This window comes from Methylobacterium sp. DB0501 (assembly GCF_011043735.1).
In the GTDB taxonomy this organism is placed as follows: Bacteria; Pseudomonadota; Alphaproteobacteria; order Rhizobiales; family Beijerinckiaceae; genus Methylobacterium; species Methylobacterium alsaeris.
Genome location: NZ_JAAKGV010000008.1, coordinates 186,918 through 212,320 on the forward strand (window position 1 = coordinate 186,918; position 25,403 = coordinate 212,320).

Below are 25,403 nucleotides of genomic sequence, written 5' to 3' on the forward strand. Positions count from 1 at the left end.
CGACGACGTGGACACCGGTTCGTCGCAGAAAATGGGGCAAAGTCAGAAGACCTGGAGTATTTCCTGATTGCAGCGTGATCGGGCAATACTCCAAGCGGATTTCGCGAAGGCGGTTGCCGGTCTTGCGATGAAACCCCGCAACAAGACAAGAGTCCAAGCGGACGAGGCGCCGACGGAGAATCCCGCATGACCGATGCGATCCTGGCGATCAATGCCGGCTCCTCGAGCCTGAAATTCGCCCTCTACGTCGCGGGGACGCTCGCCCCCCTGTGCCGCGGCGGGGTATCGGGTCTCGGCGGCACCGTCAGGCTCGAGACCTCCGGCCCCCTGACGCTCCCCGGCGCCCCGCCGCCCGCCTGCGACCATCCCGGGGCCGTCGGCTGGCTTCTCGACGCGCTCCGATGCGTGCCGGGCCTCGTCGTGCAGGCGGCGGGGCACCGGGTCGTGCATGGCGGGCGGGACTTCTGGGCGCCGGTGCGGATCGACGACGAGACCCTGATCCGCCTCGACCGGCTGGTGCCGCTCGCCCCGGGCCACCAGCCCCTCAACCTCGCGGCCATCCGGGCGGTGGCGGAGGCCTGGCCCGGCCTGCCCCAGATCGCCTGCTTCGACACCGCCTTCCACCGTACGCAGCCGCGCCTCGCCCAGCTCTTCCCGATTCCGCGGGCGCTCAGCGACGAGGGGCTGCTGCGCTACGGCTTCCACGGCCTGTCCTACGAGCACGTCGCCGCGGCCCTGCCGGAGGTGGCGGGAGCACGGGCGGAGGGCCGGGTGATCGTCGCGCATCTCGGCCATGGCGCCAGCCTCTGCGCCCTGCGCAACCGGCGCAGCATCGCCTCGACGATGGGGCTGACGGCACTCGACGGGCTGATGATGGGCACCCGCTCGGGATCCGTCGATCCCGGCCTCGTGCTCCACCTGATCCGCGAGCGGGGATTGTCGCCCGGCGCGGTGGCGGACCTCCTCAACGCGCGCTCGGGACTGCTCGGCGTTTCGGGCCTCAGCGGCGACGTGCGGGTGCTGCAGGATTCCGACGATCCGCGGGCGGCGGAGGCCCTCGACCTCTTCGCCTACCGGGCGGTGCGGGAGGCCGGCTCCCTCGTGGCCGCCCTCGGCGGGCTCGATGCGCTGGTGTTCACGGCGGGCATCGGCGAGCATGCGCCGCGGATGCGTGCGGCGATCGCGGCCGGCCTCGCGGCGTTCGGGGTCGCCCTCGATCCGGCCCGCAACGAGGGCAACGAGAGCTGCATCAGCCGGGTCGGGGCGCGGGTCGGGGTCTACGTCGTGCCGGCGAACGAGGAATGGCCGATCGCCAGGGCCGTGGTGCGGTGCCTCGCCGAGGTCGGGAGCCGGGGCTGAAGCCGGGATCGCCGGGACGCGCCCGGATCGCACTCGCGGGTCGAACTCTCTCGGGCCGACGGCCGCGGCCGGTTCCCGGCGGCTGCGCGGGCACATCGTGCCCTGACGGCGGCCCGCCCGCCACGGGCAAGGAAGCGGATGTCGGGCCCTCCCGTCTTCGACGGCGTTCAGTGTATCGTGCCCGTGAAATACGTGACGCGCCGGAACCCCAGCCACAGCTCGAAGGCGTTGTCCCCGGTTATAGCCCTGCTCAGAATGATCGCCTCATCGTTGTTCAATGCAAATATCGTTTGTATGTCAAGAAGATTTCCGGCCCTGCTCAGAATGACAAGGGTATAGCATCGCCTCGCGGGCGGAACGTGCGGACTGGACGGGTCGCTGCCGGAAGACGGCATGAGAGCACCTTGCAGACGACGGATCGCCTGCCCCATGCGAAGCCATCATGATCGGCGACACGAACGCCGGACCTGAGGCTGGTCCGACGAATCTGAGAAGCATTGATCAAGATCAATACGATGCACCGGGAGCGGGCTGACTCTCGCCCGGGGGCAGCGATCCGGTTCCCCTCGATCTCGCGCGCCGTCTTGAGGCGCGCATGGGCCGGGTCAGGCTGCGGCTTCCACCGGCTGCGGCGGATCGGGCGTCGAGCCGGCCGGGCTTCGCTTCACGCCGATGCGTGACCGGGGAGCGAAGCTGCCGCGGGGTGCCGCCCGCCGGCCCTGACATCCGCAGCCGGGGTTTCGGCCCGCAACGCCTCGCCCGCCAGGGTCTCCGGCGCCAGCCCGGCATCAAGACGGTGCCAGGTGATCGTCCCGCAATCCCGCCGCGCCTGGGCGGCCAGGATGGCGGCCGTGGCGTCGGACGGGTCGCCCCGCCGGGCGACCACGCGCTCGGTCAGGGTGGCGAGCGGCGCTTCCAGCCAGAGGCCCCGGAACGTCACGCCGCAAGCGGTCGCGAGGCTCCCGGCGGCCTCCCGCTCGGCCGGCCGGGCGAACACCGCGTCGAGCACCACCGACGCTCCGCCCGCCAGGGTCTGCGCCGCCTCGTCCCGCATCGCCGCGTAGACCTGTTCCGAGACCGCGGCCGCGTAGGCGCCCGGCGGCAGGCGCGTCAGGGGCACGACCCCGTGCAGGCGCTTGCGGGTGCGGTCGCTGCTGACGATCCGGGCGCCCGGGCTCGAGCCGAGCCGGGGCGCCAGGGCGGCCGCGAGCGTCGACTTGCCGGCCCCGCTCAGGCCCCCGATCGCCACCAGGCGGGCGGGCCGCTCGACGAGCAGGTCGCGCGCGAGGGCGAGGCGGGCCAGCGCCTCGCGGCGGAGCGCCACCGCCTCCTGCACGGTGCGCCGGCCCGTCGCGATCTCGCTCGCCGTCACGTGGGCGCGAATCACGGCGCGCACGGCCATCAGGAACGGCATCAGCCCGGCATCGGGCGCATCGCCGGTCTCGTCGAGGTAGCGGTTGAACAGCAGGTTCGCGAGATCGGGCCGGCCGCGGTGCCACAGGTCCATCAGCACGAAGGCGAGGTCGTAGAGAACGTCGATCGTGGCGAGGCGCTCGTCGAACTCGAGGGCGTCGAACGGCGTCGGCACGCCTTCGAACAGGCAGATGTTGCGCAGCGTCAGGTCGCCGTGGCAGCGCCGGACCCTCCCCTCCCGGCGCCGCGCGTCGAGCCGGTCGGCATGGCGGGCGAGCCGCGCCCGGAAGAGGCCCGTCAGCGCGTCCACCTCCCGCTCGCCGACGAGGCCGCTTGCCCGCAGGCTGCGGTCGTTGAGGGCGATGAGGTCGGCCATCGCCGCCGCGCCGCCCTCCCGGCGGCTCACCGCCGCCGCGGCGTGGAAGGCCGCGAGGCGCCGGGCGAGGTCGGCCACCAGCGCCGGCGTGAGACGCCCGTCGGCGACCATGCGGTCGAACAGGTTCTCGGCCGGGAAGCGCCGCATCGCCACCACGGCATCGACGAGGGGCCCGCCCCCGTCGAGGGCGAGGCCGCCCTCCGGCGTGCGGGTGATCCGGTGCACGCCGCGATAGAGGCGGGGCGCCGTGCGGCGGTTGACGGCGAGTTCGGCCGCGCAGGCGGCGAGCCGGCGCTCGGGGGTCGAGAAGTCGAGATAGGGGAAGCGCACCGCCCGCTTGAGCTTCAGGACCCGGTCGCCGCCCAGCAGGACGGTCGAGGCGTGCGTGTCGATCCGGTCGACGGATCCCTCCCCGGCCAGGAGGCGCACGAGGAAGGCCGGGACGTCGGCGCCGGGCTCGGCGGGAGGCTCGATCGGGGTTCCGGCGCGCGTGCTCACCGCCGTCCTCCCTCCGATTCCGTGCGGTCCCGCGGCGCCGCGGGCGCCCGGGGCGTCACCGCCCACGGTCTCACGTCCGAAGGCTTCACCTCCAAAGGCTTCACCGCCCAAGGCTTCACCGTCTCGGCCGCCGCGAGGTAGAGAGCCGTGATCGCCGCGACGGCGACCAGGATCGCGGGCGACGGCGCCGCGAAGCCGAGCCAGCCCCCGAGGGGCGTGAACGGCAGCGCCACCGCCACCGCCAGGGCCGTCAGGGACGAGACCGCGAGGGCGGGGCCCGGCCGGTCGTGCCAGGGCCGCGCCTCGGTGCGGATGACGACGATCACCAGGATCTGCGTCGCCATCGATTCCAGGAACCAGGCGGTGCGGAAGACCTCCGGCCCCGCCCCGAACCCGAGGAGCAGCACGCCGAAGGTGAGGAAGTCGAACAGCGAGGAGAGCGGCCCCATCACGGCGGCGAAGCGCAGCAGCGCCCGCCGGTCCCAGGCCTGGGGCCGCGCCGTCGCCTCCGGCCGCACGCGGTCGAACGGGATGCCCAGTTCCGACAGGTCGTAGATCAGGTTGTTGAGCAGGATCTGCATCGGCAGCATCGGCAGGAACGGCAGAACCGAGGCTGCGAGCGCCATCGACAGCATGTTGCCGAAATTCGAGCTCGCCCCCATGCGGATGTACTTGAGGATGTTGGCCGAGGTGCGCCGCCCCTCGGCGACGCCGGCCGCCGCGACCGCGAGGTCCGGGGCGAGCAGGATCATGTCGGCAGCCGCCTGCGCGACGCCGCTCGCGCCGGAGACCGACAGGCCGATATCGGCGTGCCGCAGGCCGGGCGCGTCGTTGATCCCGTCGCCCAGGAACCCGACCACCTCGCCGCCCGCCTGGAGCGCCTTCACGACCCGGACCTTCTGGTCGGGGCTGAGCCGGCCATAGGCGTCGATCCGGCGCACCTGCGCGGCCAGCGCGTCGTCGTCCATCTCCGCGACCTCCGGCCCCGATAGGACCCGGCCGACGGAGAGGCCCACGAGCCCGGCGAGGCGGCGCACCACGATCGCGTCGTCGCCCGACAGGATCTTGACGCGCACTCCCGCCGCCGTGAGGGCGGCGAGCGCGGCGGCGGCGCCGGCCTTGGGCGGATCGGCGAAGGCGCAGATTCCCTCGAGGACCAGATCCGTCTCGCCGGCCTCGGCCGGTCCCGCGGCCGGCCGCGACGCGACGGCGATGCCGCGCAGTCCCTCGCCGGCGAGCGCGCGGACGCGCGCCAGGGCCGCCTCGCGCTCCGGTGCGCCCAAGGGGGAGACCCCCGCCCCGTCCCGCCGGGCGGTACAGCAGGCGACCACGGCCTCGGGGGCGCCCTTGACGATCAGGGTGAGGCCCTCCGGCCCGTCCGCCAGGACCGCGCCGGTGCGCTGCGCGTAGTCGAAGGGGCGCTGGCGCTCCAGCCGCCAGCCCGCCGCCGCCTCTGGGCTAGCCGCCGCCAGGGCCGCGTCGAGCGGTCCCCTGTCGCCGCCGAGCGCCGCCGCCACGGCGCCGAGCCGCGCCGGCCGCGCCGCGACCGCGCCCGCCGGATCGAGGCTTTGCGTGAGGGTGATCTCGGCCGAGGTCAGGGTTCCGGTCTTGTCGGTGCACAGGACCGTCATCTCGCCGAGATCGTGGATGGCGGCGAGGCGCTTCACGATGACCTTGCGCCGGGCCATCCTGAGCGCCCCCCGGGCGAGGGTCACGGTGGTGATCATCGGCAGCAATTCGGGCGTGAGGCCGACCGCGAGCGCCACGGCGAAGAGCAGGGACTCGACGACCGGACGCCCGAACGCGACGCGCATGACGAGGACGCCGAGGACCAGGACGAGGGTCAGGCGCGCGATCAGCAGGCCGAGGTCGCGCAGGTCGCGCTGGAACGGCGACGGGGCCGCGTCCTCCGCCAGCGACGCGGCCGCCGCGCCGAACACCGTGTCGCGGCCGGTGGCGGCCACGAGGGCGACCGCCTCGCCGCTCTGCGCCACGGCCCCGCGAAACAGCGCGTTCGCGGCGTCCGCCGGGTTCGCCGTCGCGACGGTCCCGGGCCTCTTCTCGACCGGGTAGGGCTCGCCGGTGAGCGCGGCCTCCGCCGCGGTGAAGCCGGAACTCGCGAGCACCAGGGCGTCCGCCGGCACGATGTCGCCCGCCCGCACCCGGACCACGTCCCCGGGAACCAGCTCCTCGACCGGGACGACGCGGAAGGCGCCGTCCCGCCGGACCTCTGCCGTGAGCGCCACGCTCCGCCGCAGGGCCTCGGCCGCGCGCAGGGCCTGGCCCTCCTGGATCGTGTCGAGGCCGATCGAGAGCGTCAGGATCGCGATGATGACCGCCCCGCCGGCCCAGTCGCCGGTGAGGATCGTCACGAGGCCGGCGGCGATCAGGATGAGGGCGAGGGGCTCGCTCGACCGGCGCAGGACCGCCCGCGCGGCGCCCTCGCTCCGGACCCTCGCCTCGCGGTTCGGCCCATGGCGCGCGAGGCGGCGCGCCGCCTCCGCGGCGGACAGGCCGTCCGGCCCGCAGGCGAGGCGGTCGCACAGCGCCTCCGGCGTGCAGGTCCAGAAGGGGGGCCGGTCGCACGATCGGCCCGGACCGCGAGCCTCGGACGGGAACGGCCCGGCGAGGACCGGCGCGGTGTTCCCCCCTTCTCCCGGTGAGCGCAGGTCTTCCCTCATCGGCCGGCTCCGCCCGGCCCTCCACGGCCGGCGCGCGCACTCTGTGGGTGCCACGGCGCCCCGCCTTGATCCGCCTCAAGGCGGCCGCGACGGATGTCCGGAGTGCGGGACCCGATTCTCGGCCGGGCGGAGGTGTCGCCTCCGATCAAGCGGATGCCCGTGAAGCGACCTAGCCTCCCAGTGGCGTCCGGCCAGGAAGAAGGCCGGGCCACCGTGGAGGTCGTCTGTGGAGGTTGTCATGCCGGTCAAGACACCAAGGGAACTCTTCGTACGGATGCTGAGCGATGCCCGGCACCACGCCGAGCGCGCGACGAAGGCCTACGAGGAGCTGAGCCAGGTCGCACAGGATCCGGCCATCCAGGAAGCGCTTCAGTCGCGCGCCTTCATCCAGGACAAGAACATCAAGTCGCTCGACCGCTGCTTCGAGCTCATCGGCGAGAAGCCGATCACCGCCAACGGCCGGCTGCAGGAGGTCTTCCTCGAAGACTTCCGGCGCGAGCTGGCCGAGATCCAGACTCCGGCGGCCAAGGCGCTGTTCATCCTGGTCAAGGCCAACCACCTGATGCACCTGCGCATCGCCGAGTACCGGGCCCTGGTCGCCATGGCCGACGTGAGCGGGCATTTCGGCGTCGGCGTCCTGCTCGAAAGCTGCCTCGCCGACAAGCTGGCCTTCATCGAGCGGACCGGCCGCCTGATCCGCCGCACCATCGAGAGCAAGCACGCGGTCAAGCTCGCCGCCTGAGCCCGACCGGCAAAACCCCGGGCCGCGACGCCGGCCCGGGGCCTTCGATCATGCGCATGAACCGACCGGTCCTCCGGCTGGCGACGGGATTGTCGGAGAACGAGCCATGCCCGCTGCACCCCCTCGACAGGCCGCTCTCGACCCGCGCGACCGGGCCGGCTCCCGAGCGGGCGCGCCGGCGCCATCCCTGGCGCGGCGGGCCGCCCGCGAGGCCGGGCGATACCTGAGCTTCGCCGCCTATCTCATCGTCATCTTCGGCACCCTGATCCTGTTCAGCGTCAACATCTACGCCAGGGTCGACCAGGACGTGCCGCATTTCCCGAGCTATCATTTCTATGCGCTCGGCCTGATCAATGCCCTCGTGCTGGCCAAGTTCATGCTCGTCGCCGAGGCGGCGAAGCTTGGCTCCCTCACCGTGGGGCGGCGCCTCGAGGAGGGGCCGCTCGTCTACGCGATCCTGTACCGCTCGCTCCTGTTCATGGCGGTGCTGGTGGCCGCCTACGTGCTGGAGGAAGTGCTGGTCGGGGCCTGGCACGGCAAGCCGCCGCGCACCGTCCTGCCGGAGATGGCGGGCGGTCCGAACGGCCTCGCCACCTTCGCCTGGGTGATGTTCGTGGCCCTGATCCCCTACTTCACCTACCGGGAGATCGACCGCGCGACCGGCGGTGCGAGGCTGCGCGCGCTCCTCATGGAGCCCGCCGGGCGGCGGGAAGATGCGGCGCCCGGGCCGGACGCCCCCTCGACGCCGACGTGAGAGCCCTTCGCGCAAGATGTTCCATCGACGATCTCGATGTCACGGCGCCTCCTCCTCCCACCTCATCCCGAGGCAGAGGACGTCGGGACGGGGCACTGCCGCCGCGCTTGGGACGAGTCCTGGGCCGGGGCGGCGTCGAGCGCAGCCTCCTCGGGCCGGATCAGGGGTGGCACGGGCCGGGCGGCGTCGGGGCCGAGGGCGGCGCGTCGGCCGTCCAGGGCGTGCCGGGCATGCGCGAGAGCCGTCGAGAAGGCCGACAATCGATCGGTATCCGTGCCGCCCGGGGACTGGCCCAGGACGCGCGAGACGAGATCCCGATACTCGTTTTCCAATGCCGCCAGTTCGGGCGCCGCGGCCCGCGGCGCCTCGTCGGCGATCACGACCAGCCGCTGGATCGGCCGCCAATCCTGCTCCGACCGTCGCCTCGTCCAGTAGCTCGACGCCGCCGCGAACAGCGAGCCGGCGAGGCTGACGACCAGGCCTCCGACGTAGAAATACTGCTGGGCCTGGTCGAAGAAGCTCTCGTCGCCGTTGCTCAGATAGGCCGCGACCCCCGGGTGGAGCGGCAGGACCGGGCTCTTGTCGTCGGGATCGGGCGCCTCGATCTGGGCGGCGAGCGGGGTGACGGCCATGAGCTTGGCCTTCGTGGTCAGGATCGAGCGCGCGATCGCGGCCGCGACCACGTTGGGCATCAGTTCCGACGCGGCGAAGCGGTAGGTGACCGCGAGCGTGGTGGTGGTGTCGCCCGGCGTGGCGGGTCTCGCCCGGAACGCCCCGGCGGGCACGTCGATCGACTCGAAGCCCGGGAAGCGCTTGCCGATGGCCTCCGCCTCGTCGAGGGCGAGGAGCTTCGGCGTCCCGCGGGTGGCACGCGCGACCGCCGCGACCATGTCGACGACCTCGCCCGGGGCGATCGGGCCGACCGCCAGGATGGCGGCGAGCTTCTTCTGCCTGGCGGCCTCGGCGAGGCCGTCGACCGGCAGGACCATCCTGCCGACCTCCTTCGCCGGCACGTTGAAGTAGCCCAGCACGGTGTCGAGGATCCGGGCGTTGTCGGCCTGGAGCGGGCCGGCGGGGATGCCGACCGTGCGGCCGGCGAGATTTGCGATCGCGTCGACGGAGCTGTGCGGCGGCAGGATGAAGGCGACGACGTCCCGGCGCAGGATCACGATGGTCTGGGCATTGGCGGGCGGGGTCGCGTCGCTGCGCAGGATGGCGAGATCGGTCCGGCGCTCCTCCAGCGCCTTGGCGCTCCCCGCGAGGCCGTCCACCTGCACGAGCTGCAGGTTGACGCGGGGATGCTGCACCTTGGAGACCGACGCGAAGGCCGTGATGAAGCGGTAGGCCGTGCTGCCGGGCGGGCCGGTGGTAATGCGCAGATCGGCGTGGGGGGACCAGGCATGCGCGAGCGCGAACCCGGCGGCGGCGGCGAGCAGCACCCCGACGACGGCGACCGCCCGGCCCCATCCTCGCCTCGGCAGCGCGGTCGGAACGGCGCGCTCCGGCTCTGCCGGGTCGGGATCGCCGGGATCGGGCGTCGGGTCCTTCATCATCACCTCGCTCCCGGCCCCTCGGGCGCGCCCGCCGCCTCCCCGAGGCGGCACGGCTGCCACCCGGCCTCCGGCGAGGCCTGCGAGCACCGCGATCGCGGCGCGTGCGGCCGCCACAACGCCCTCGGCGGGCGGCCGGGGACCGGCGCGGACGCCTCATCGTGGCCTGGGAACGCGGGCCGGACTTGATCCGAAGGGACACGGCCCATGGAGTCCCGATGCGGCCCCCGATGCCGCGGGACCGGCCGAACGACAGCCGTGGTCGGGCGCCAGCGCGAGGGAGCCCGGCGATCGGGCCCGGTGTCGCGCAGGCGTGGCTCGCTTGATCCGGCCGGGCTGATTTGGACTGCGGGAACATATGGCGCGATCCGGCAAGCTCGCGCAGGCCACGGAAGAGTCATCGCGCAAAATGTCCTGTTCGATCAAGCCTCTACCCACGAGATGTGCTTTGCTTCGATTGGTCCTTGAGAGAAAATCGATGGCATGACCAATTTTTACGTGAAAAGGCAATAAAATTTAAAATATTTTGGTCCGAATTTAAATGTTAATTATGATTGATGGACATAAAAAATCGTCGTTAATGAATACAACATGACGGAGTCATCGAAAACCGGGAGGCGGATCATGATTTTCGAGATGCGAAGATTGGTCGTCGCCGGGACGCTCGGGTCGGCCATCGCGCTGGGATCCATCGTGCCGGCCGGCGCTGGACCGCTCCCGGTCGTGTCCGGCGAGCAGATCGCCGGCACGTCGATCGCGCACTCCGCCCAGTGGTACGGCTGGGGACCCGCCTGGGGCGGAGCCTTGGCGGCGGGGGCCATCGTCGGCGGGGCCCTGGGTCTCGCGGCGGCGGCGACCGCTCCGATCGACCCATATTGGTATGGGTATCCGGCCTACTATCCGGCCTATTACGCCTATCCCGGATATGGTCGTCCCTATCGCCGGGTTTACTGGCGGGGGTACGGCTGGCCCGGATATCACTCGTACCCCGCTTACCGTTACGGCTACAGGCGCGCCTATTGGCGCCCGAGCTACGGGTGGGGATATTCCCGCGTGTATTATCGAAGATCTTACTGGTATTAGGACATCGCCGATGCGTCAAGCAATCGGCGATCGCTCGACGATTTGAGGTTTTCGCGATCCCGGTTGCTCGAGCGGGCGCGCAGCGTCCAAGTCGGACGCACGCTCCGGACTGCCGGTAGCACCGCGGCGCGCAAGCCCGGGAGCCCGTCATACGACAACCGCGCAAGGTGCCGACGCATCGATACGCTCTCGGGCAAGCCCGAGACCGGCGGGTCCGTCGGTACAAGTCCGCGCGCTTCATCCGGACCGTACAGACAGGCGCAGCCGCCGCACGGGATGAAGGACACGGAACAAGGGATGGGATGAGGGGGCCCGAGGGCAGATGGAACCCACCAGCCGCATCGAGACTGCGCCGAAGCCCTGTTTCAGGAACAGGATCCGTGCCGCGGGTCTCGGATTGAGGGCCGCCCTCTTGAGAACCGTTTTCTCGGGATCCGCCTTCTTGGGATCCGCCTTCTTGGGATCCATGGCGGTGGCGGCGCCGGCCGGCCTCACGGGCTACCAGGGCGCCTGGGTGCTGGCCGGGCGCGACTGCGCAGAGGTGTTTTCAGCTGCCGGGCGTGGGCTGTCGTTTCGCAAGCCGGTCGACCTCTTCGCTCCCGCCTTCATCGTCTCCGGCCAACGCATCAGGACGCCGATGGCCTCGTGCCGAGTCCGCTCGATCCGGACCGTCGAGGGCCGCGACCATCTCGCGCTGGACTGCGCGAACGCCGTCGCCTCCAACGACGTCGCGGTCATCATGGCGCCCGCGAAGGACGGGACGTTGACGCGGTACTACAGCGACCAGGATCCGACCGGCATCGCCTACCGGCGCTGCCCGGAGCGGCAAGGCCGGATGTCCGCACGATGAGGCAAGAGGAGGGAGGCAAGAGGAGGGTTCTCAGGACCGCTCCACATCGGAGACGACGTCCGCGAGGTAGAGTTCGAGGCGGCGCACGGCCTGCCCGTCGCTGCCGGTCACCGCGACCACGATGGCCGCGCCGCGGGAATGCGCCCGGCGGATCAGGGTCTCGGCCTTCGCCGCCGCCGCGCGCTCGGTCGCGGCGCGCAGGATCGCCCCCGCTTCCCCCGTCGTGATCCTGATCTCGTACGATCCGTCGTCGACCATGGTCCGATCGATGCTGCGCCGACCCGAAGCCTGCCGGCTCCGGCCTCCGTCGACGGAGGAATATCGAGAGACGGCGTTTAACCGTCATATCAACGTGTAATCTCAGTTTTTCGACACGTCTCCTGTTAAATCAATATGACGCATGCTGCAATCGAGCAATAGGATGCGCCCAAGATACTGATGCCCGCTTCTGATTGCGCATGGACACGGCGCGGATTGCTGTCCGGGAGCGATGCAGCGCTGCCGTCGGAGAGACGGAGGCTTGATCTCGGTCAAGGATGATCGGCGAGAACGCAGTAAATTCGCCGCACGACCAAGATAGGGAGGCACGGTCATGAAGGCATCCATCCCGACCGCGATGGCGGCGATCCTCTTCGGGGCACTGCTCGGCTTCGGTGCCGCGCCGGCGCAGGCCGCCCAAGGGTGCGGCCCGGGCTTCCACCGGACCGTCTACGGCTACTGCCGGCGGAATTACGGCGGCTATTACGGCGCGCCGGGCTATTACAGGGGCGGCTACGCCTATCGCGGCGCCTACGGCCGGGGGGGCTATGGCGGCCGCGCCTATGCGGGCCGCGTCTACGGCGGTCGCGCATATGGCGGTCGGGCCGTCGTAGCCCGCGGCGGCTACGGCCACCGGGCCGCCCATTACGGGGGGCGGGGCTACGGCGGCATGAGAGGCCGGCGCTAGAATCTCGGCGTCAGATCTCTCGAGAGATCCCTTGGAAGCGTCCGGCGAGGCCTCGTTCCGCGGTGGTCGCCGGCGCCCGGCCGTCCCGTCCGATCAAGCTCGTCCGGCGCGACCTGCCACACTGATCCGCCGTCCCCGTCCGCCGTCCCCGCGCACGAGGGCGGCCCTGCGGCGAGGGCGATCATGCATCAGGCTCCCGGTCTCCTTCTCGGTCTCGCGCTCGCCCTCGCGGCCGCGCCCGCCGCCCGCGGCGAGCCCGACCCCGCCGCGCTGACCGTCGGCACCGTCGCCGCCCTGCACAAGGCCATCGACAAGCCCCTCGACTTCGTCGGCCGGATCGAGGCGCCGGCCCGCGTCGAGGTCCGGGCCCGGGTCGTCGGCTACCTCGATGCCGTCCTGTTCAAGGAGGGCGAGGTCGTGAAGGAGGGGACGCCGCTCTACCGGATCGAGCCCGACCTGTTCGAGGCCGCGGTGAAGCAGGCCGAGGGCGCGCTGGAGCGCAGCCGCGCGGCCGAGACCCTGGCGGTGATCCAGCTCCAGCGGGCCCAGGACCTCCTCGACCGCAATTCCGGCACGGTGGTCGCCCGCGACCAGGCCCGCGCCGCCCTCGATCAGGCGAAGGGCGCCGTGACGGGTGACGACGCCACCTTGCGGACCGCGCGGATCAACCTCGGCTACACGAAGATCGCCGCCCCGATCGCCGGCCGGATCGGCCGGACCAGCGTGACGAAGGGCAACGTGGTCGGCCCCGATAGCGGCGTGCTGACGACCATCGTCAGCCAGGACCCGATCTACGTCACCTTCCCGGTGAGCCAGCGCGAGTTCCTGCGGATCCGGCAGGGCGGTCCCCTGCCGGAGCGGAGCCGGATCGCCGTGCGGATCCGCTTCCAGGACGGCACGACCTACGATCAGGTCGGGCGCATCAACTTCGTCGACATCAGCGTCGATCGCACCACCGACACGGTGCCGGTGCGCGCCAGCCTCCCGAACCCGGCCGGCGCCTTGCGGGACGGACAGCTCGTCCAGGTCGCGCTCCAGACCGGAGCGCCGGAGGAGAAGGTCGTGGTGCCCCAGGGCGCGCTCATCGCCGACCAGGGCGGCGTCTACGTCTTCGTGGTCGAGGACGGCCGCGCGGTGGTCCGGCGCGTCAGCGTGGCCTCGGGCGGCAGCGGCGGCGAGGCGGTGATCGAGGCCGGCCTCTCGGGCGGCGAGCGCGTCATCGTCGAGGGGCTGCAGCGCGTGCGCCCCGGCATCCCGGTGCTGTCGGTGCCGGCCGGGCCGGTCACCGGAAGAATGTAACTGGACGAACGCAACCGGAAGGACCCGATCCGATGCTGTCCGCGATCTTCGTCGACCGGCCGCGCCTGGCGGTGGTGATCGCCATCGTCACGGCGATCGCCGGCGGGCTGGCCCTGCTGGCGATCCCGGTGGCGCAGTACCCGGACATCGTGCCGCCCCAGGTCTCGGTGACGACGACCTATCCGGGCGCCGCCGCCGACGTGGTCGAATCGACCGTGGCGCAGCCGATCGAGTCGCAGGTCGTCGGCGTCGACAAGATGATCTACATGAAGAGCGTGAGCGGCAACGACGGCAGCTACACGCTCACCGCCTCGTTCGAACTCGGCACCGATCCCGACATCAACGCCGTCAACGTCAACAACCGGGTCCAGATCGCGCTCGCCAAGCTGCCCGAGGACGTGCGCAAGCAGGGCGTCACGGTCAAGAAGAAGTCCTCGGCGCTGCTCGGCGTGCTGGCGGTCTATTCGCCGAAGGCGATCCAGGACCCGTTGTTCATCTCGAACTACGTCACCATCAACCTCCTCGACCGGATCCGGAGCACGCCGGGGGTGGGCGACGCGACCCTGTGGGGGCCGCAGGACTACGCGATGCGGGCCTGGCTGCGCAGCGACCAGCTCACCGGCCTCAACCTGACCGCCGGCGACGTCATCGGCGCCATCAAGGCCCAGAACGTCCAGGCGCCGGTCGGCCGCATCGGCGCCCGGCCGATCTCGGACGAGCAGCAGCTCCAGCTCAGCATCCAGACGCAAGGGCGGCTGACCTCGCCCGAGCAGTTCCGCAACATCGTCCTGCGCACCAACCCGGACGGCTCGCTCCTGCGCCTCGGCGACGTCGCCCGGATCGAGCTCGGCGCGGCGAGCCTCGACCGCGAGACCCGGCTCAACGGCAGCCCGGCCACCGTGATCGCGATCTACCAGTCGCCCGGCGCCAACGCGATCGCGACGCTCAAGGAGGTCACGGCGCGGGTCGCCGCCCTGGCCAAGGCCTTTCCCGAGGGCCTCGAATGGAAGGTCACCTACGATCCCACCGCCTTCATCACCGAGACGGTGCACGAGGTGCAGAAGACCCTGGTCGAGGCCTTCGTGCTCGTCGTGATCGTGGTGTTCCTGTTCCTCGGCAGCCTGCGGGCGACCCTGATCCCGACCATCGCCGTGCCGGTGAGCCTGATCGGCACCTTCATCGCCCTCAAGGCGATCGGCTATTCGGCGAACTCGGTCTCGCTGCTCGCCCTGGTGCTCGCCATCGGCATCGTGGTCGACGACGCCATCGTGGTGGTCGAGAACGTCGAGCGGGTGATGGAGGAGCACCCGGAGCTGTCCCCGCGCGAGGCGACGAAGCGCGCCATGGCGGAGATCACCGCGCCGATCGTCGCCATCACCCTGGTGCTGCTCTCGGTCTTCGTGCCGGTCGCCTTCGTCCCGGGCATCTCGGGCGAGCTCTTCCGCCAGTTCGCCGTCGCGGTCGCGGTCTCGATGCTGCTCTCGGCGATCAACGCGCTCACGCTCTCGCCGGCGCTGTGCGGCGTGCTGCTGCGGCCCCATCACGGGCCACGGCGCGGCATCATGGGTGTCGTCATGCGCTCCATCGACGCCGTGCGCGACGGCTACGGCGCGGCGGTCGCCCGCATCGTGCGGCTGTCGGTCCTCGGCCTCGTGGTCACCCTCGCGGCGGCCTGGGGCACGGTGCAGCTGGCGCGGATCACCCCGACGGGGTTCCTGCCGGAGGACGACCAGGGCGCCTTCTTCGTCGTGGTGCAGCTCCCCGAGGGCGCCGCGGTGGCCCGCACCGCCGCCGTCGCGGCGAAGGCCGAGGCGATCCTGCGCGAGGAGCATGCGGTGGCCGACGTCACGACCGTGGTCGGCCTCAACTTCATCGACAACTACTCGCAGAGCAGCGCCGCCTTCATGGTGGTGACGCTGAAGGGCTTCGAGGAGCGCAAAGGCGCCGGCGACGGTGCCGCTGCGCTGATCGCCCGGCTCGGCCAGCGCTTCCGCGAGATCCCGGGCGGCCTCGTCGTGCCGCTCAGCCCCCCGCCGATCATCGGGCTCGGGACCGGCGGCGGCTTCGCCTACGTGCTGGAGGACCTGCGCGGCGGCGAGCCGAGGGAACTCGCCCAGGTCCTGCGCGGGCTGATCGTCGCGGCCAACCAGGAACCGAAGCTCAGCCGCGTGTTCACCACCTTCTCGGCGACGAATCCGTCCGTCTTCCTCGACATCGACCGCAACAAGGTCCAGATCCTTGGCGTCTCGCTCGACAGCGTGTTCCAGGCGCTGCAGGCCTCGCTCGGCGGCTACTACGTCAACGACATCAACCTGTTCGGCCGAACCTGGCAGGTCCAGGTCCAGGCCGAGGCGGCCGACCGCCAGAAGATCGACGACATCTACCGCATCAACGTGCGCAACCGGGACGGCGGGATGGTGCCGCTGCGCTCGCTGGCCGAGGTGCGGATCGTGGTCGGACCGCCCGCGCTCATCCGCTACAACAACCTGCGCGCGGTGACGGTGCAGGGCGGGCCGGCGCCGGGCGTCTCCTCGGGCCAGGCGCTTTCCGCCATGGAGGCGGTCGCCGCCCGGACCCTGCCGGCGGGCTTCGGCGGCGAATGGACCGATACGGCCTTCCAGGAGAAGCGCGCAGAGGGCAAGACCGCGATCATCCTCGCCTTCGCGGTGCTGTTCGCCTTCCTGTTCCTGGTCGGGCTCTACGAGAGCTGGACGATTCCCGTGCCGGTGCTGCTGTCGGTGACGGTCGGCATCGTCGGGGCCTACGCGGCGATGGTCTGGGGCGGGCTCACCCTCGACCTCTACGCCCAGATCGGCATGGTGGTGCTGATCGGGCTCGCGGCCAAGAACGGCATCCTCATCGTCGAGTTCGCCAAGGAGCAGCGGGAGCACGGCGTGCCCCTGCGCGAGGCCGCCACCGAGGGGGCGCGGCTGCGGTTCCGGCCGGTGATGATGACGTCCTTCGCCTTCATCCTGGGCCTGCTGCCGCTCGTCGTCGCCACCGGCGCCTCGCAGCTCGCCCGCAAGAACGTCGGCACGCCGGTCTTCGGCGGCATGATCGCCGCTTCCTTCCTCGGCATCTTCGTGATCCCGCCGCTCTACGTCGTGTTCCAGAGCCTGCGCGAGCGGGCCTGGCGCATCCTCGGCGGCCAGACACAGGAGCCGGCGCCGCCGAGGGAGCCCAAGAGTGCCCCGAAGAGCGCCCCGGAGCACCTGCCCGCGGAATAGAGGAGGACGCGCCATGGACGAGACCGGCTCAGGCCTGCTGGCAGACCGACCCGACGACCCCCCGACCGCGACCGCCGCGGGCGACCGGCTCAAGCGCAAGGTCTACGAGCGCGAGTTGCGCAAGCTCCAGGTCGAACTCTGCCACCTGCAGGCCTGGGTGCGGGCGACAGGCGCACGCATCATCGTCGTCTTCGAGGGCCGCGACGCGGCCGGCAAGGGCGGAACCATCAAGGCGATCACCGAGCGGGTCAGCCCCCGGGTGTTCCGGGTCGTGGCGCTCCCCGCGCCCTCCGACCGGGAGAAGAGCCAGCTCTTCCTGCAGCGCTACCTCGCGCATTTCCCGGCCGGCGGCGAGGTCGTGATCTTCGACCGCTCTTGGTACAACCGCGCTGGGGTCGAGACCGTGATGGGCTTCTGCGGCGAGGCCGAGCAAAGGCGCTTCCTCTCCCTGTGCCCGCAGGTCGAGCGCTTCATCACCGGCGGCGGCATCCAGCTCGTGAAGTTCTGGCTGGAAGTGGGCCGGCCTGAGCAGAAGCGGCGCTTCGAGGCGCGCATCGACGATCCCCTGCGGCAGTGGAAGCTGAGCCCGATGGACCTCGAATCCTACCGGCGCTGGTACGAGTATTCGCGCGCCCGCGACGCGATGCTGGCGGCCACCGACAGCGACGACCTGCCCTGGTACGTGGTGCCTTCGGACGACAAGCGGCGGGCGCGGCTCAACTGCATCGCCCACCTCCTGCACCTCATCCCGTACAAGCGGCTCGAGGCGGAGCCGGTGACGCTGCCCAAGCGGGACAGGAAGCACGCCTACGACGACACCCTGCGCGACCGGCGCTTCGTGCCCGAGCGCTACTGACGCGGCACGGCCGGAGGCAGCCTCAGAGCCTGTCCGACCGGCGCCTGCGCTTCCACGTCGAAACTCGTACGAGTTCCGACGGATCGCTTCGCGACGGGAAAACCGGCTTCGCTCGGGCGCCGCGCGGGCGTGCGATACGATTTCCGGCTGGAATCCTCCGGACGTCGTATCACGCCACCTGCCGCAATCCCGGCCCGGCGAACACCACCCGGTCGCGCCCCTGCGCCTTGGCCTGGTAGAGCGCCCGGTCGGCGAGGCCGAGCAGGGTCTCGAACTCGGCCGAGCCCCGGGCGATCCCGATGCTCACCGTGACCGCGAGGCCCGGCACCAGGTCCGGGCGCATCGCCGCGACGGCGTGGCGCACGGTCTCGGCGGCGGCGACTGCCTCGGCCGGGCCGGCGCCCGGGAGGAGGCAGGCGAATTCCTCGCCGCCGAGGCGCCCGAACACGGTGCCCGCCGGCAGGACCTGGCCGGCCGCGGCGCAGAAGCCGACCAGCACCGCGTCGCCGACGGCGTGGCCGAACGTATCGTTGACCCGCTTGAAGTGGTCGAGATCGAACAGCAGCAGGGCGGCCGGCCCCTCCGCCAGGATCCGGCGCGCTTGCCCCGCGAGCGCCCGGCGGTTGGCGATGCCGGTGAGCGGGTCGGTCTCGGCGACGCGGCGCTGCTCGGCCTCGAGCCGCTCCTTGGCGAGCGCCATGAACAGCACCGAGACCGCCACCGAGTAGAGCAGCGCGACGAAGCACAGGACCGCGACCCAGAAGGTCTGGGTCGGCGTGCCGACGGGCGGAACCGGCAGGACCAGGGTGGCGGGGATCCGCGCCCAGATCAGCAAGGCCTCGCTGGCGAGCAGGATCGCCGCCGGGGCCCGCGACGGCAGACGCTCGCCGCGATGGTGCCAGAGGGTGCGGGCGGCGAGCGCGCAGTACAGGCCGGCTATCGCGGAGGCCAGGATCACCCGCGCCCCGAGCGAGGCGGCGAAGGACGGCACCAGGCAGGCGGCAAGCCAGACGAGCGGGCCGGCGGCGATCGCCGGGCCCGAGACGCGCCGGGCCTCGAACGAGCAGGCGCCGCCCCAGATCAGCCCGAAGGCCGCGAGCATCGCCGCGTTGGCGACTCCGATCGACAGCCAATCCGGCGCGACGCCGCGCAGGCCGAACAGCGTGACGGCCGCCGCGCCGGTGATCTGGGCGGTGCCGAGGAAGCCCAGCGCCCGGGTCCGCCGCGTCTGGCTCCAGGACAGGAGGTACAGCGCCCCCATGACCAGCGTCACGAAGACGGTCACGGTCACCAGGGTCGGCGCGTCCAGCTTCATCCCGTGGTTCCCGCCCTGCCCCGACTGGGGAATCGCGGTATAGCACGGCTGTTTGCCCACAGAATGTTCATTCGACGCGGCACAACCCACGAATGGGGGACGGTCGAGCAAAATTTTCGGTCAGGCGCCGGCGGGGTCTCCGTCCGGCGCCGGCGGACCGCGCCTACTCGGCCAGCCGGCGGAAGCGCCAGGCCACCCGGGTGCCGTCGCCGGCGGTGAGGTGGAGCACGATCTGCTCGGTGCGGCGGGCGCCGTTGAAGGCGGCGAAGTACACGCTCTCCTCGATCACCGGATCGATCTCGTCGGCCTCGAACAGCCAGGGGGCGCCGGCCACGGCGAGGCGCACGCCGCGCCCGACCCGGCTGGCCCGCACGGTCGGGTGGAGGTGGAAGCGGATCGCCGCCTCGACCGGCGTGCCGGGACCGGCCTCGTCGCGCACGAAGCCGTCATGCCCTTCGAGCAGGGCGCCGTCCGGATGCAGGCGCCAGCGCCGCTCGTGGCGGAAGCCCAGCGTCGGGGCGTAGCCGTCGTGGCGGGCGGCGAGGACGCTGGCGCCTGCCGCGTCGGTGCCGCGCTCCACCGCGACCTCGGCGGGCCCCCGCACGATGATCGGCCCCATCCGGCGCGTCAGCCAGGCGGCGAGCGGGTGGATCAGGCCGGGCTGCGACAGGCCGAGGAAGCGGCAGGAGGAGGTGTCGGCGAGGCAGGCGGTGGAATGCGCTGCGGTGGTGCGGGCGAGCGCCCGCATCTCCTCGCCGGTGGCCGGCATGCCGCAATTCACCACCAGCCGCTGCGGCCCGCAGGACAGTTCGAACGACAGGCAGCCGGCCCCGGCCCGCGCCGAGTAGGCCGGCGGCGGGGCCGCGCCGATATCGGCCACCACCAGGGTGCCGCCCGCACCCTCGAGCCGGGCGTAGCCGGAATGCGGCGCGTGCATCAGGGGCTTGGCCAACGCCCCGTCGTAGATCAGCAGGGTGGCGAGCTGGTCGGCTGCGGTCGCCCCCATGCCGTTGTGGTGCCCGAGCGAGGCGTCGCCGTGGCGCAGCAGGCGCAGGAGCGGCAGCATCCGGTCGATGGCGTTGAGCAGGGCCTCCGGGGGGGCGATGTCGCGGCTCAGGAAGCTCTGGCGCAAGGGCAGGAGGTCGAGGAGCAGGTCCTTGGCGAAGCCCGGATCGCGGCTGCGATGGCCGCCATCGGGCAGGATCTGGCGGGTCAGCTCGCGGTGGAGGAGCCGCGTGCCCCGGCGCAGCACCGGATCGAACCCCTCGCAGCACAGGCCGGCATAGGCGAGCGCCACCGCGGCGACGAGGCGGTCGCGGGGCGGGACGCCGCGGCGCAGCGCCCGGTCGAGAGCCCGGGTGCAGCGCCCGACCTGGCGCAGGAAGGCCTGGTAGAAGGCGTGATCGGCGCCCTCCAGCACCAGCGGCGACTGGCACAGCAGCGAGATCAGCCGCCGCGCGACCACCGCCGGACGCTGGGCCAGCGCCTGATCGCCGCGGCCGGCCATGAAATCCTGCACCAAGGCGCGGGCGTTGGCGCGCGACAACGCGCTCTCGGCGGCGCGCAGGTGGCGCAGCCAGCCGAAACCGTAGAGGTCCTCGCCCCATTGGGGCGAGGGCGGCGCGAAGTCGAACGGCGAGCGCCCGCCGGTGGCGAGCGCCCGGCCGGCGAACACGAACAGGCCGGCATAGATGTCGGCCGCGACGGTGGCGTCGCTGGTGCGCAGGTCCTGCGGCGCGATCACCAGGCCGGTCGGGCGCAGGCGCGCCAGCGCCGAGGGGCGCGAGGTCGCGCGGACGGCGGCCCCCCGTGCCATGCGCCCCGCCTCGCGCCCGAGGAGCCGGTAGAACCGCCAGCGGTCAGGCCCCCACCCCACGCCACCTCCTGCCCGGCCGCCCATCGCCACTCGTCGCCATCGTCAGAGGGCGGCCGCCCGCGTCAAGGAATGGTCAAGGATCATCACGGGGTCAAACCGTCCGTCCGGCCCGTGAACAGGTTCCGCGTCTCGCTCACGCATCGTGCCTCACGCCTCGCGCCGCTCCAGCCGCACGGCGTAGAACCCGTCGAGGCCGCCGCGGCCCTCGTCGGACCAGTGCGACGGCAGGGTGCGCAGGTCTCCCGCGGCCGTGACGAGGGCGGCGTCGCCGACCTCGTCGGGGGCGATCGGGCGACGGGCGAAGTCCGGGTGGCGCTTCAGGAAAGCCTCGGCCTGGCCCTCGCCCTCCTCCGGCTCCAGCGAGCAGGTGCAGTAGACGAGGCGCCCGCCCGGGCGGGTGAGCCGCGCCGCCTTGTCGAGGAGCCGGCGCTGGAGCCCGACGAGGCGGGTCAGGTCCCCCTCGCCCTTCGCCCACGGCACGTCCGGGTGGCGCCGGACCGTGCCGGTGGCGCTGCACGGCGCGTCGAGCAGCACGGCGTCGAAGGGCTCGTCCTCGGGCAGGGCGAGCGCGTCGAGCGCCTGCACCGCGGCGTTGAGCCCGAGCCGGGCGAGGTTGGCCTCGAGCCGGCGCAGGCGCGGGGCGGAGCGGTCGACCGCCAGCACCGCGGCGCCCGCGGCGGCGAGCTGGGCGGTCTTGCCGCCGGGCGCCGCGCAGAGGTCGACCACCCGCTCGCCGGGCCGCGCCCCGAGGAGATGGGCCGGGAAGGCGGCGGCGGCGTCCTGCACCCACCAGGTGCCCTCCGCGAAGCCCGGCAGCTCGGGCACCGGCGTGCGGGCATCGTCGAGGCGCAGGCTCAGGCCGCCCGGCAGGCGCCGGCCGTCGAGGCCGCCGGGAATCGCCGCGCCGGGGCGCAGGGTGAGGTCGAGCCCGGCGCCCCGGGCATTGGCGGCCGCGATGGCCCGGGCCGTCTCCTCGCCGTAGGCGGCGATCCAGCGCCGCGCCAGCCAGTCCGGCGTGTTGAGGCGCAGGGGCTCGGCCTCGCCCTCGCGGAGGATGTCGTCGCGCTCGCGGGCGACCCGGCGCAGGACCGCGTTGGCGAGGCCGGCGAGGTGCTGCAGCCCGGGCTCGGATTTCGCCAGCCGCACCGCGAGATCGACGGCGGCGTGATCCTGGACGTTGAGGTAGAGGATCTGCGCCGCCCCGGTGGCGAGCAGCGCGACGAGGCCCGGACGGTCCTCCGGCAGGCCCTGGGCGAGGCGCTGGTGCAGGGCGTGGCGGATCACCCCGAGATGCCGGAACGTCGTGGTGGCGATGGCGCGGGCGAGGGCCGCATCCTGCGGCGGCAGCACGGCCCGCTGGAACGCCGGCTCCATCGCGTCCTCGAGCGCCGTGCCGCGGTTCTTGCCGAGCAGGTCCGCCACGGTCCCCCAGGCGAGACGCCGTGCCGGCAATCCGGCGGCCTCGGTGTTCTGTCCGTCCATCCCCGCTCCCCCGCGCCCCTTGCGCGGATGATGGGCCCGCCACCGGGCCCGACCTTGACGCTGCCGCCCGCGCCCTCCACCTCGAAGGGATCGGCGGCCCCTGCGCCGGGGTGGCATCCGGCCGCCCGAGATGCAAGCGCCGCGACGGACGAGGCAGCGAGAGTCGATCGATGAGCGAGAGCGAGGCCCCTCACCATGAGCCCCCTGCCCATGAGACTCCGGCCCATGAGACTCCGGCCCGTAAGGCCCTGACGCCGGCGGCGCAGCGCGCCCTCGCCGAGGCCGAGGCGCGCCGGGCGGAGATCGACGCCCGGGCCGAGGAGATCCGGCACGAGCGCGAGATCAACGGGCGCGGCGGTCTCGAGCCGGTGCGCTACGACGATTGGGAAGTGAAGGGTCTGGCGACCGACTTCTGAGGAGGCGTTCGATGGGGTTGCTCGACGGCCTGCTCGGCCATGGCAGCGACGCGGCACCGGAGGCGGTGGCCCAGGAACTCGACGGGATGCTGGTTCCGGGCGAGACCGTGCAGGTGGCGTTCCGGGTGATCCGCGACCTGATGGTCTTCACCGACCGGCGGATGATCCTGGTCGACAAGCAGGGCGTGACCGGCCGCAAGGTGTCGTACCTGACCGTGCCCTACCGGGCGATCACCTCGTTCTCGATCGAGAATGCCGGCAGCTTCGACCTTGATTCGGAATTGTCGATCTGGGTCTCGGGCCGGCCCGACCCGATCACCCGTACGCTGAAGCGCGGGGCCGACATCCGCGGGATCCAGCGGGCGATCGCGGCGACGTTGCGCTGAGGAACGTTCCTCGACGCACTGCCTCGACGGCCGGATCCGTGATCCTCCGCGTCGTTCCGGGCTCCGCTCTCGCGGCTGCGGAACGACGCGGAGGGTTTGGTCGTGTGGTGAGACCGGGGGTCGAGCCCGACGGCCTCGTCAGCGCGTCACCACCACGGTGGTCCCGACCTGGACGCGGCCGTAGAGATCGGCCACGTCCTGGTTGTACATCCGGATGCACCCATAGGACGCGAAGGTGCCGATCGAGCCCGGCCGGTTGGTGCCGTGGATCGCGTACTCGCCCCGGTCGAGGGTCAGCGCCGCGATGCCCATCGGGTTGCTCGGCGAGCCGCCGGCGATCACGTCCGGCAGGCGGGGATTGTCCCGCTTCACCTCGTCGGGCGGCGACCAGGCCGGCCGCAGGTACTTGCCGTCGATGCGGGCATAGCCCGTCCATTGCTTGCCGGCCTTGCCGACCGCCACGGGATAGCGGATCGCCGTCCCGTCGCCGTTCACGAAGTACAGCCGCCGCTCGGCGGTGCGCACCACCACCGTGCCGGCCTCCGCCGCCGCCGCGTCGAACGCGACCAGCTCCCGCGCAGCGGCCGGTCCGGCCGCCAGCATCGCCGCGACGAACGCCGCCGCGGCCCATCCACTCTGCTTGTGCATCCCTGCGGTCCTCGAGCGTGACCTTTTCAGCCAAGCGATAATCCGCCGGGAAACCTGTCGTTCCGGTTGGCAAAGATGCTTGCCGGGGCGTGAAGGACGGGGGGATGGGCGGGAGCGTTAAGGGGAGGTTTGCGCCACGCCCGAACCCTTCCCGCGGACGCGGCGCCGTCATCGGGCGCGAGCCGTTTCCGGACACGTCGTCCCGCGCCCGCCCGACTCCGCCGGGCACCCTCCCCCGCAGGGGAGGGTTCGGAAGCGGCGCTCCCGCGAACGCCGCTCTCACACCACCCGGAGCGGCTTTTCCAGCACCCGCAGCACCTGCGCGAGATCGTGCCCGCGCTTCAGGATGCGGCCGGTCTCGGCGATCACCGCGTAGGCGCCCTGGCGGCGGGCGAGGCGGGGATCCTTCTCGATGCGGTAGAGCGGCCGCTCGGAGGTACGGCGGTGGATGGAGAACACGGCCTTCTCGCGGGTGAAGTCGATCGTGTAGTCCCGCCACTCGCCGTCCGCGACCATGCGGCCGTAGAGGTTCAGGATGACGCGCAGCTCGTCGCGATGGAATGACACCTGCGGTGCGGCGCGCGGGAAGGGCACCACGTGGGCCCCGGTGCCGGCGCTCCAGCTCTCGGTCGTCTCTCCCTCGCTCATCGCTCCTCCTGTCCGTCGGGGGTGGCCCTGCGGGGTCACCCTGATTGTCGGGGTGATTCGCGCCACGGCGGCGCAGTGAGCCGGCGAAGGGCCGGTCGGACCATGATGGGATCCGGAATACGGCCTCGCAAGGGTTGCGCCGGAGCGACAGCGCCCGGTTATCGTCTCGACACGAAACGGAAACTCACGGGAAAGGGCGGGCTCGCCCACAAAATGCCACAATCGCGCCGCGCGCCGGCCTTGATGCGCGCGCATGAAGGGACCGACCTCATGGCCCGTCCCGCCGGTCGCTCCGGTACCCAGCCCCCCAGCCTCCGGGAGGCCGGCGGTCCGGGCCACCTCCGAGGTTTCGAGACCCAAACCACTTCAGGGCCGCCTCCCCGTGGAGCGCGGTCCTTTTTTGAACCGGTGGTTACGGCTGCATCCACATCTGCGCCGCGAGCGCCCGGGTCCGGGCGACCCGGATGTGGTCGAGCGTCGAGAAACCGATCACCAGGGCCCCGGCCAGAAGCGCGACCGGGAGGGCGAGCGCCAGGAAAGGGTTCTGCCGCGGCGGCGTGGTCATGCATCCTCCTCTGGTGGCGGGCTCGGTGTTTCGGAACGCGCCCGGCCGCTCCTGGTGCCAGCCCGGGCGCCATCCGCCAAGGGGCTATCAAGGGGCCTTGCAGGCGGCCATCAGCCCGCCAGCGGCGCGAAGAAGCAGAATACGATGCCGCCGCGGTGACACCAGTGGTAGCGCCCGTCCTGGCTCGGCCGCACCTTGTCCAGCGGCACGAAGATCCCGTGCGTCCGGTAGCCGCCCGGCACCTCGACGGCGTCGGAGATCGGCTCGCAATCCTGATCCGAGCAGCATTCGTAGGGGTACCAGGAATGGATGGGCTGGACGAAGGAGAGGGCGGCAACGGCGAGGGCGACCTTCATGGGCGGCGTACCTCCTGCGGCTGAAGCCTGAGCCGGGCGGGCCCGGACGAGCGGGAGCGGCACGCCGCGTGCCACGG

At 72.1% G+C, this 25,403-nt stretch carries 22 protein-coding genes; 11 read left to right on the forward strand and 11 right to left on the reverse strand.

Translation table 11 applies throughout. The annotated features are described in order from the left end of the window. Positions 1–186: 186 nt before the first annotated feature. Complete coding sequence (locus tag G4G93_RS14005; RefSeq protein WP_165085009.1) at positions 187–1,359, forward strand: acetate/propionate family kinase; 1,173 nt, start codon at positions 187–189, stop codon at positions 1,357–1,359. Between the two features lie 664 nt (positions 1,360–2,023). Here G4G93_RS14005 and G4G93_RS14010 read toward each other — a convergent pair. Continuing rightward, complete coding sequence (locus tag G4G93_RS14010) at positions 2,024–3,646, reverse strand: AAA family ATPase (protein ID WP_312891978.1); 1,623 nt, start codon at positions 3,644–3,646, stop codon at positions 2,024–2,026. Next, entirely contained in the window at positions 3,643–6,327 is a 2,685-nt protein-coding gene (gene mgtA / locus G4G93_RS14015; RefSeq protein WP_165085010.1) for a magnesium-translocating P-type ATPase, read from the reverse strand. Before mgtA ends, G4G93_RS14010 begins: the two co-directional genes overlap by 4 nt. A gap of 238 nt (positions 6,328–6,565) precedes the next feature. Between mgtA and G4G93_RS14020 the strand changes: the two genes are divergently transcribed. Continuing rightward, positions 6,566–7,069, forward strand: a complete 504-nt coding sequence (locus tag G4G93_RS14020) for a DUF892 family protein (RefSeq protein WP_165085011.1) — start codon at positions 6,566–6,568, stop codon at positions 7,067–7,069. A 106-nt stretch (positions 7,070–7,175) separates the two neighbouring features. Next, positions 7,176–7,823, forward strand: coding sequence for a hypothetical protein (locus G4G93_RS14025; protein ID WP_165085012.1), 648 nt, complete (start codon positions 7,176–7,178; stop codon positions 7,821–7,823). 62 nt (positions 7,824–7,885) lie between these two features. On the opposite strand, the gene G4G93_RS14030 is transcribed toward G4G93_RS14025, so the two are convergent. Continuing rightward, positions 7,886–9,376 carry a TAXI family TRAP transporter solute-binding subunit gene (locus G4G93_RS14030; protein WP_246736758.1) on the reverse strand — a complete coding sequence of 497 codons (1,491 nt, stop codon included), beginning with the start codon at positions 9,374–9,376 and terminating at the stop codon, positions 7,886–7,888. A gap of 621 nt (positions 9,377–9,997) precedes the next feature. On the opposite strand from G4G93_RS14030, the gene G4G93_RS14035 reads away from it, so the two are divergent. Both G4G93_RS14035 and G4G93_RS14040 read left to right on the forward strand, forming a co-directional pair. Next, complete coding sequence (locus G4G93_RS14035; RefSeq protein WP_246736759.1) at positions 9,998–10,456, forward strand: hypothetical protein; 459 nt, start codon at positions 9,998–10,000, stop codon at positions 10,454–10,456. 322 nt (positions 10,457–10,778) lie between these two features. After that, a complete protein-coding gene (locus G4G93_RS14040; protein WP_312891979.1) occupies positions 10,779–11,306 on the forward strand; it encodes a hypothetical protein in 528 nt (175 codons plus the stop codon). Between the two features lie 30 nt (positions 11,307–11,336). Here the strand turns inward: G4G93_RS14040 and G4G93_RS14045 are convergent, their stop codons facing one another. Further along, positions 11,337–11,564, reverse strand: coding sequence for a hypothetical protein (locus tag G4G93_RS14045; protein ID WP_165085013.1), 228 nt, complete (start codon positions 11,562–11,564; stop codon positions 11,337–11,339). A 334-nt stretch (positions 11,565–11,898) separates the two neighbouring features. On the opposite strand from G4G93_RS14045, the gene G4G93_RS14050 reads away from it, so the two are divergent. From G4G93_RS14050 to ppk2, 4 genes are all read left to right on the forward strand, one after another. Then, positions 11,899–12,252 carry a GCG_CRPN prefix-to-repeats domain-containing protein gene (locus G4G93_RS14050; RefSeq protein WP_165085014.1) on the forward strand — a complete coding sequence of 118 codons (354 nt, stop codon included), beginning with the start codon at positions 11,899–11,901 and terminating at the stop codon, positions 12,250–12,252. Between the two features lie 183 nt (positions 12,253–12,435). Next, entirely contained in the window at positions 12,436–13,551 is a 1,116-nt protein-coding gene (locus G4G93_RS14055) for an efflux RND transporter periplasmic adaptor subunit (RefSeq protein ID WP_206289754.1), read from the forward strand. A 32-nt stretch (positions 13,552–13,583) separates the two neighbouring features. Continuing rightward, entirely contained in the window at positions 13,584–16,778 is a 3,195-nt protein-coding gene (locus tag G4G93_RS14060; protein WP_165085015.1) for an efflux RND transporter permease subunit, read from the forward strand. A gap of 13 nt (positions 16,779–16,791) precedes the next feature. After that, positions 16,792–17,634: a polyphosphate kinase 2 gene (gene ppk2 / locus G4G93_RS14065; protein WP_165085016.1), complete on the forward strand. Its 843-nt coding sequence runs from the start codon at positions 16,792–16,794 to the stop codon at positions 17,632–17,634. Between the two features lie 169 nt (positions 17,635–17,803). Here the strand turns inward: ppk2 and G4G93_RS14070 are convergent, their stop codons facing one another. The 3 genes from G4G93_RS14070 to G4G93_RS14080 all read right to left on the reverse strand — a co-directional run bounded on the left by G4G93_RS14070 (position 17,804) and on the right by G4G93_RS14080 (position 22,307). Further along, positions 17,804–18,949 (reverse strand): GGDEF domain-containing protein, encoded by a 1,146-nt coding sequence (locus G4G93_RS14070; protein ID WP_165085017.1) that lies wholly within the window; start codon positions 18,947–18,949, stop codon positions 17,804–17,806. A 163-nt stretch (positions 18,950–19,112) separates the two neighbouring features. Further along, on the reverse strand, positions 19,113–20,825 hold the full coding sequence (locus G4G93_RS14075; RefSeq protein WP_165085018.1) for a heparinase II/III family protein: 1,713 nt from the start codon (positions 20,823–20,825) through the stop codon (positions 19,113–19,115). A gap of 147 nt (positions 20,826–20,972) precedes the next feature. Further along, the gene (locus G4G93_RS14080; RefSeq protein WP_165085019.1) at positions 20,973–22,307 is read right to left on the reverse strand and encodes an RsmB/NOP family class I SAM-dependent RNA methyltransferase; all 1,335 of its coding nucleotides are present in this window, start codon (positions 22,305–22,307) and stop codon (positions 20,973–20,975) included. 170 nt (positions 22,308–22,477) lie between these two features. Here G4G93_RS14080 and G4G93_RS14085 point away from each other — a divergent pair, with 170 nt between their 5' ends. Next, entirely contained in the window at positions 22,478–22,723 is a 246-nt protein-coding gene (locus tag G4G93_RS14085; RefSeq protein WP_165085020.1) for a DUF1674 domain-containing protein, read from the forward strand. An 11-nt stretch (positions 22,724–22,734) separates the two neighbouring features. Continuing rightward, the gene (locus G4G93_RS14090) at positions 22,735–23,109 is read left to right on the forward strand and encodes a PH domain-containing protein (protein ID WP_165085021.1); all 375 of its coding nucleotides are present in this window, start codon (positions 22,735–22,737) and stop codon (positions 23,107–23,109) included. Positions 23,110–23,247: 138 nt separating this feature from the next. Here the strand turns inward: G4G93_RS14090 and G4G93_RS14095 are convergent, their stop codons facing one another. From G4G93_RS14095 to G4G93_RS14110, 4 genes are all read right to left on the reverse strand, one after another. Continuing rightward, on the reverse strand, positions 23,248–23,757 hold the full coding sequence (locus tag G4G93_RS14095) for a L,D-transpeptidase (RefSeq protein ID WP_165085022.1): 510 nt from the start codon (positions 23,755–23,757) through the stop codon (positions 23,248–23,250). Positions 23,758–24,036: 279 nt separating this feature from the next. After that, positions 24,037–24,405 carry a DUF2794 domain-containing protein gene (locus G4G93_RS14100; RefSeq protein WP_165085023.1) on the reverse strand — a complete coding sequence of 123 codons (369 nt, stop codon included), beginning with the start codon at positions 24,403–24,405 and terminating at the stop codon, positions 24,037–24,039. A gap of 412 nt (positions 24,406–24,817) precedes the next feature. Then, on the reverse strand, positions 24,818–24,970 hold the full coding sequence (locus G4G93_RS14105; protein ID WP_165084846.1) for a hypothetical protein: 153 nt from the start codon (positions 24,968–24,970) through the stop codon (positions 24,818–24,820). Positions 24,971–25,080: 110 nt separating this feature from the next. After that, complete coding sequence (locus G4G93_RS14110) at positions 25,081–25,326, reverse strand: hypothetical protein (protein ID WP_165085024.1); 246 nt, start codon at positions 25,324–25,326, stop codon at positions 25,081–25,083. Positions 25,327–25,403 lie beyond the last annotated feature (77 nt).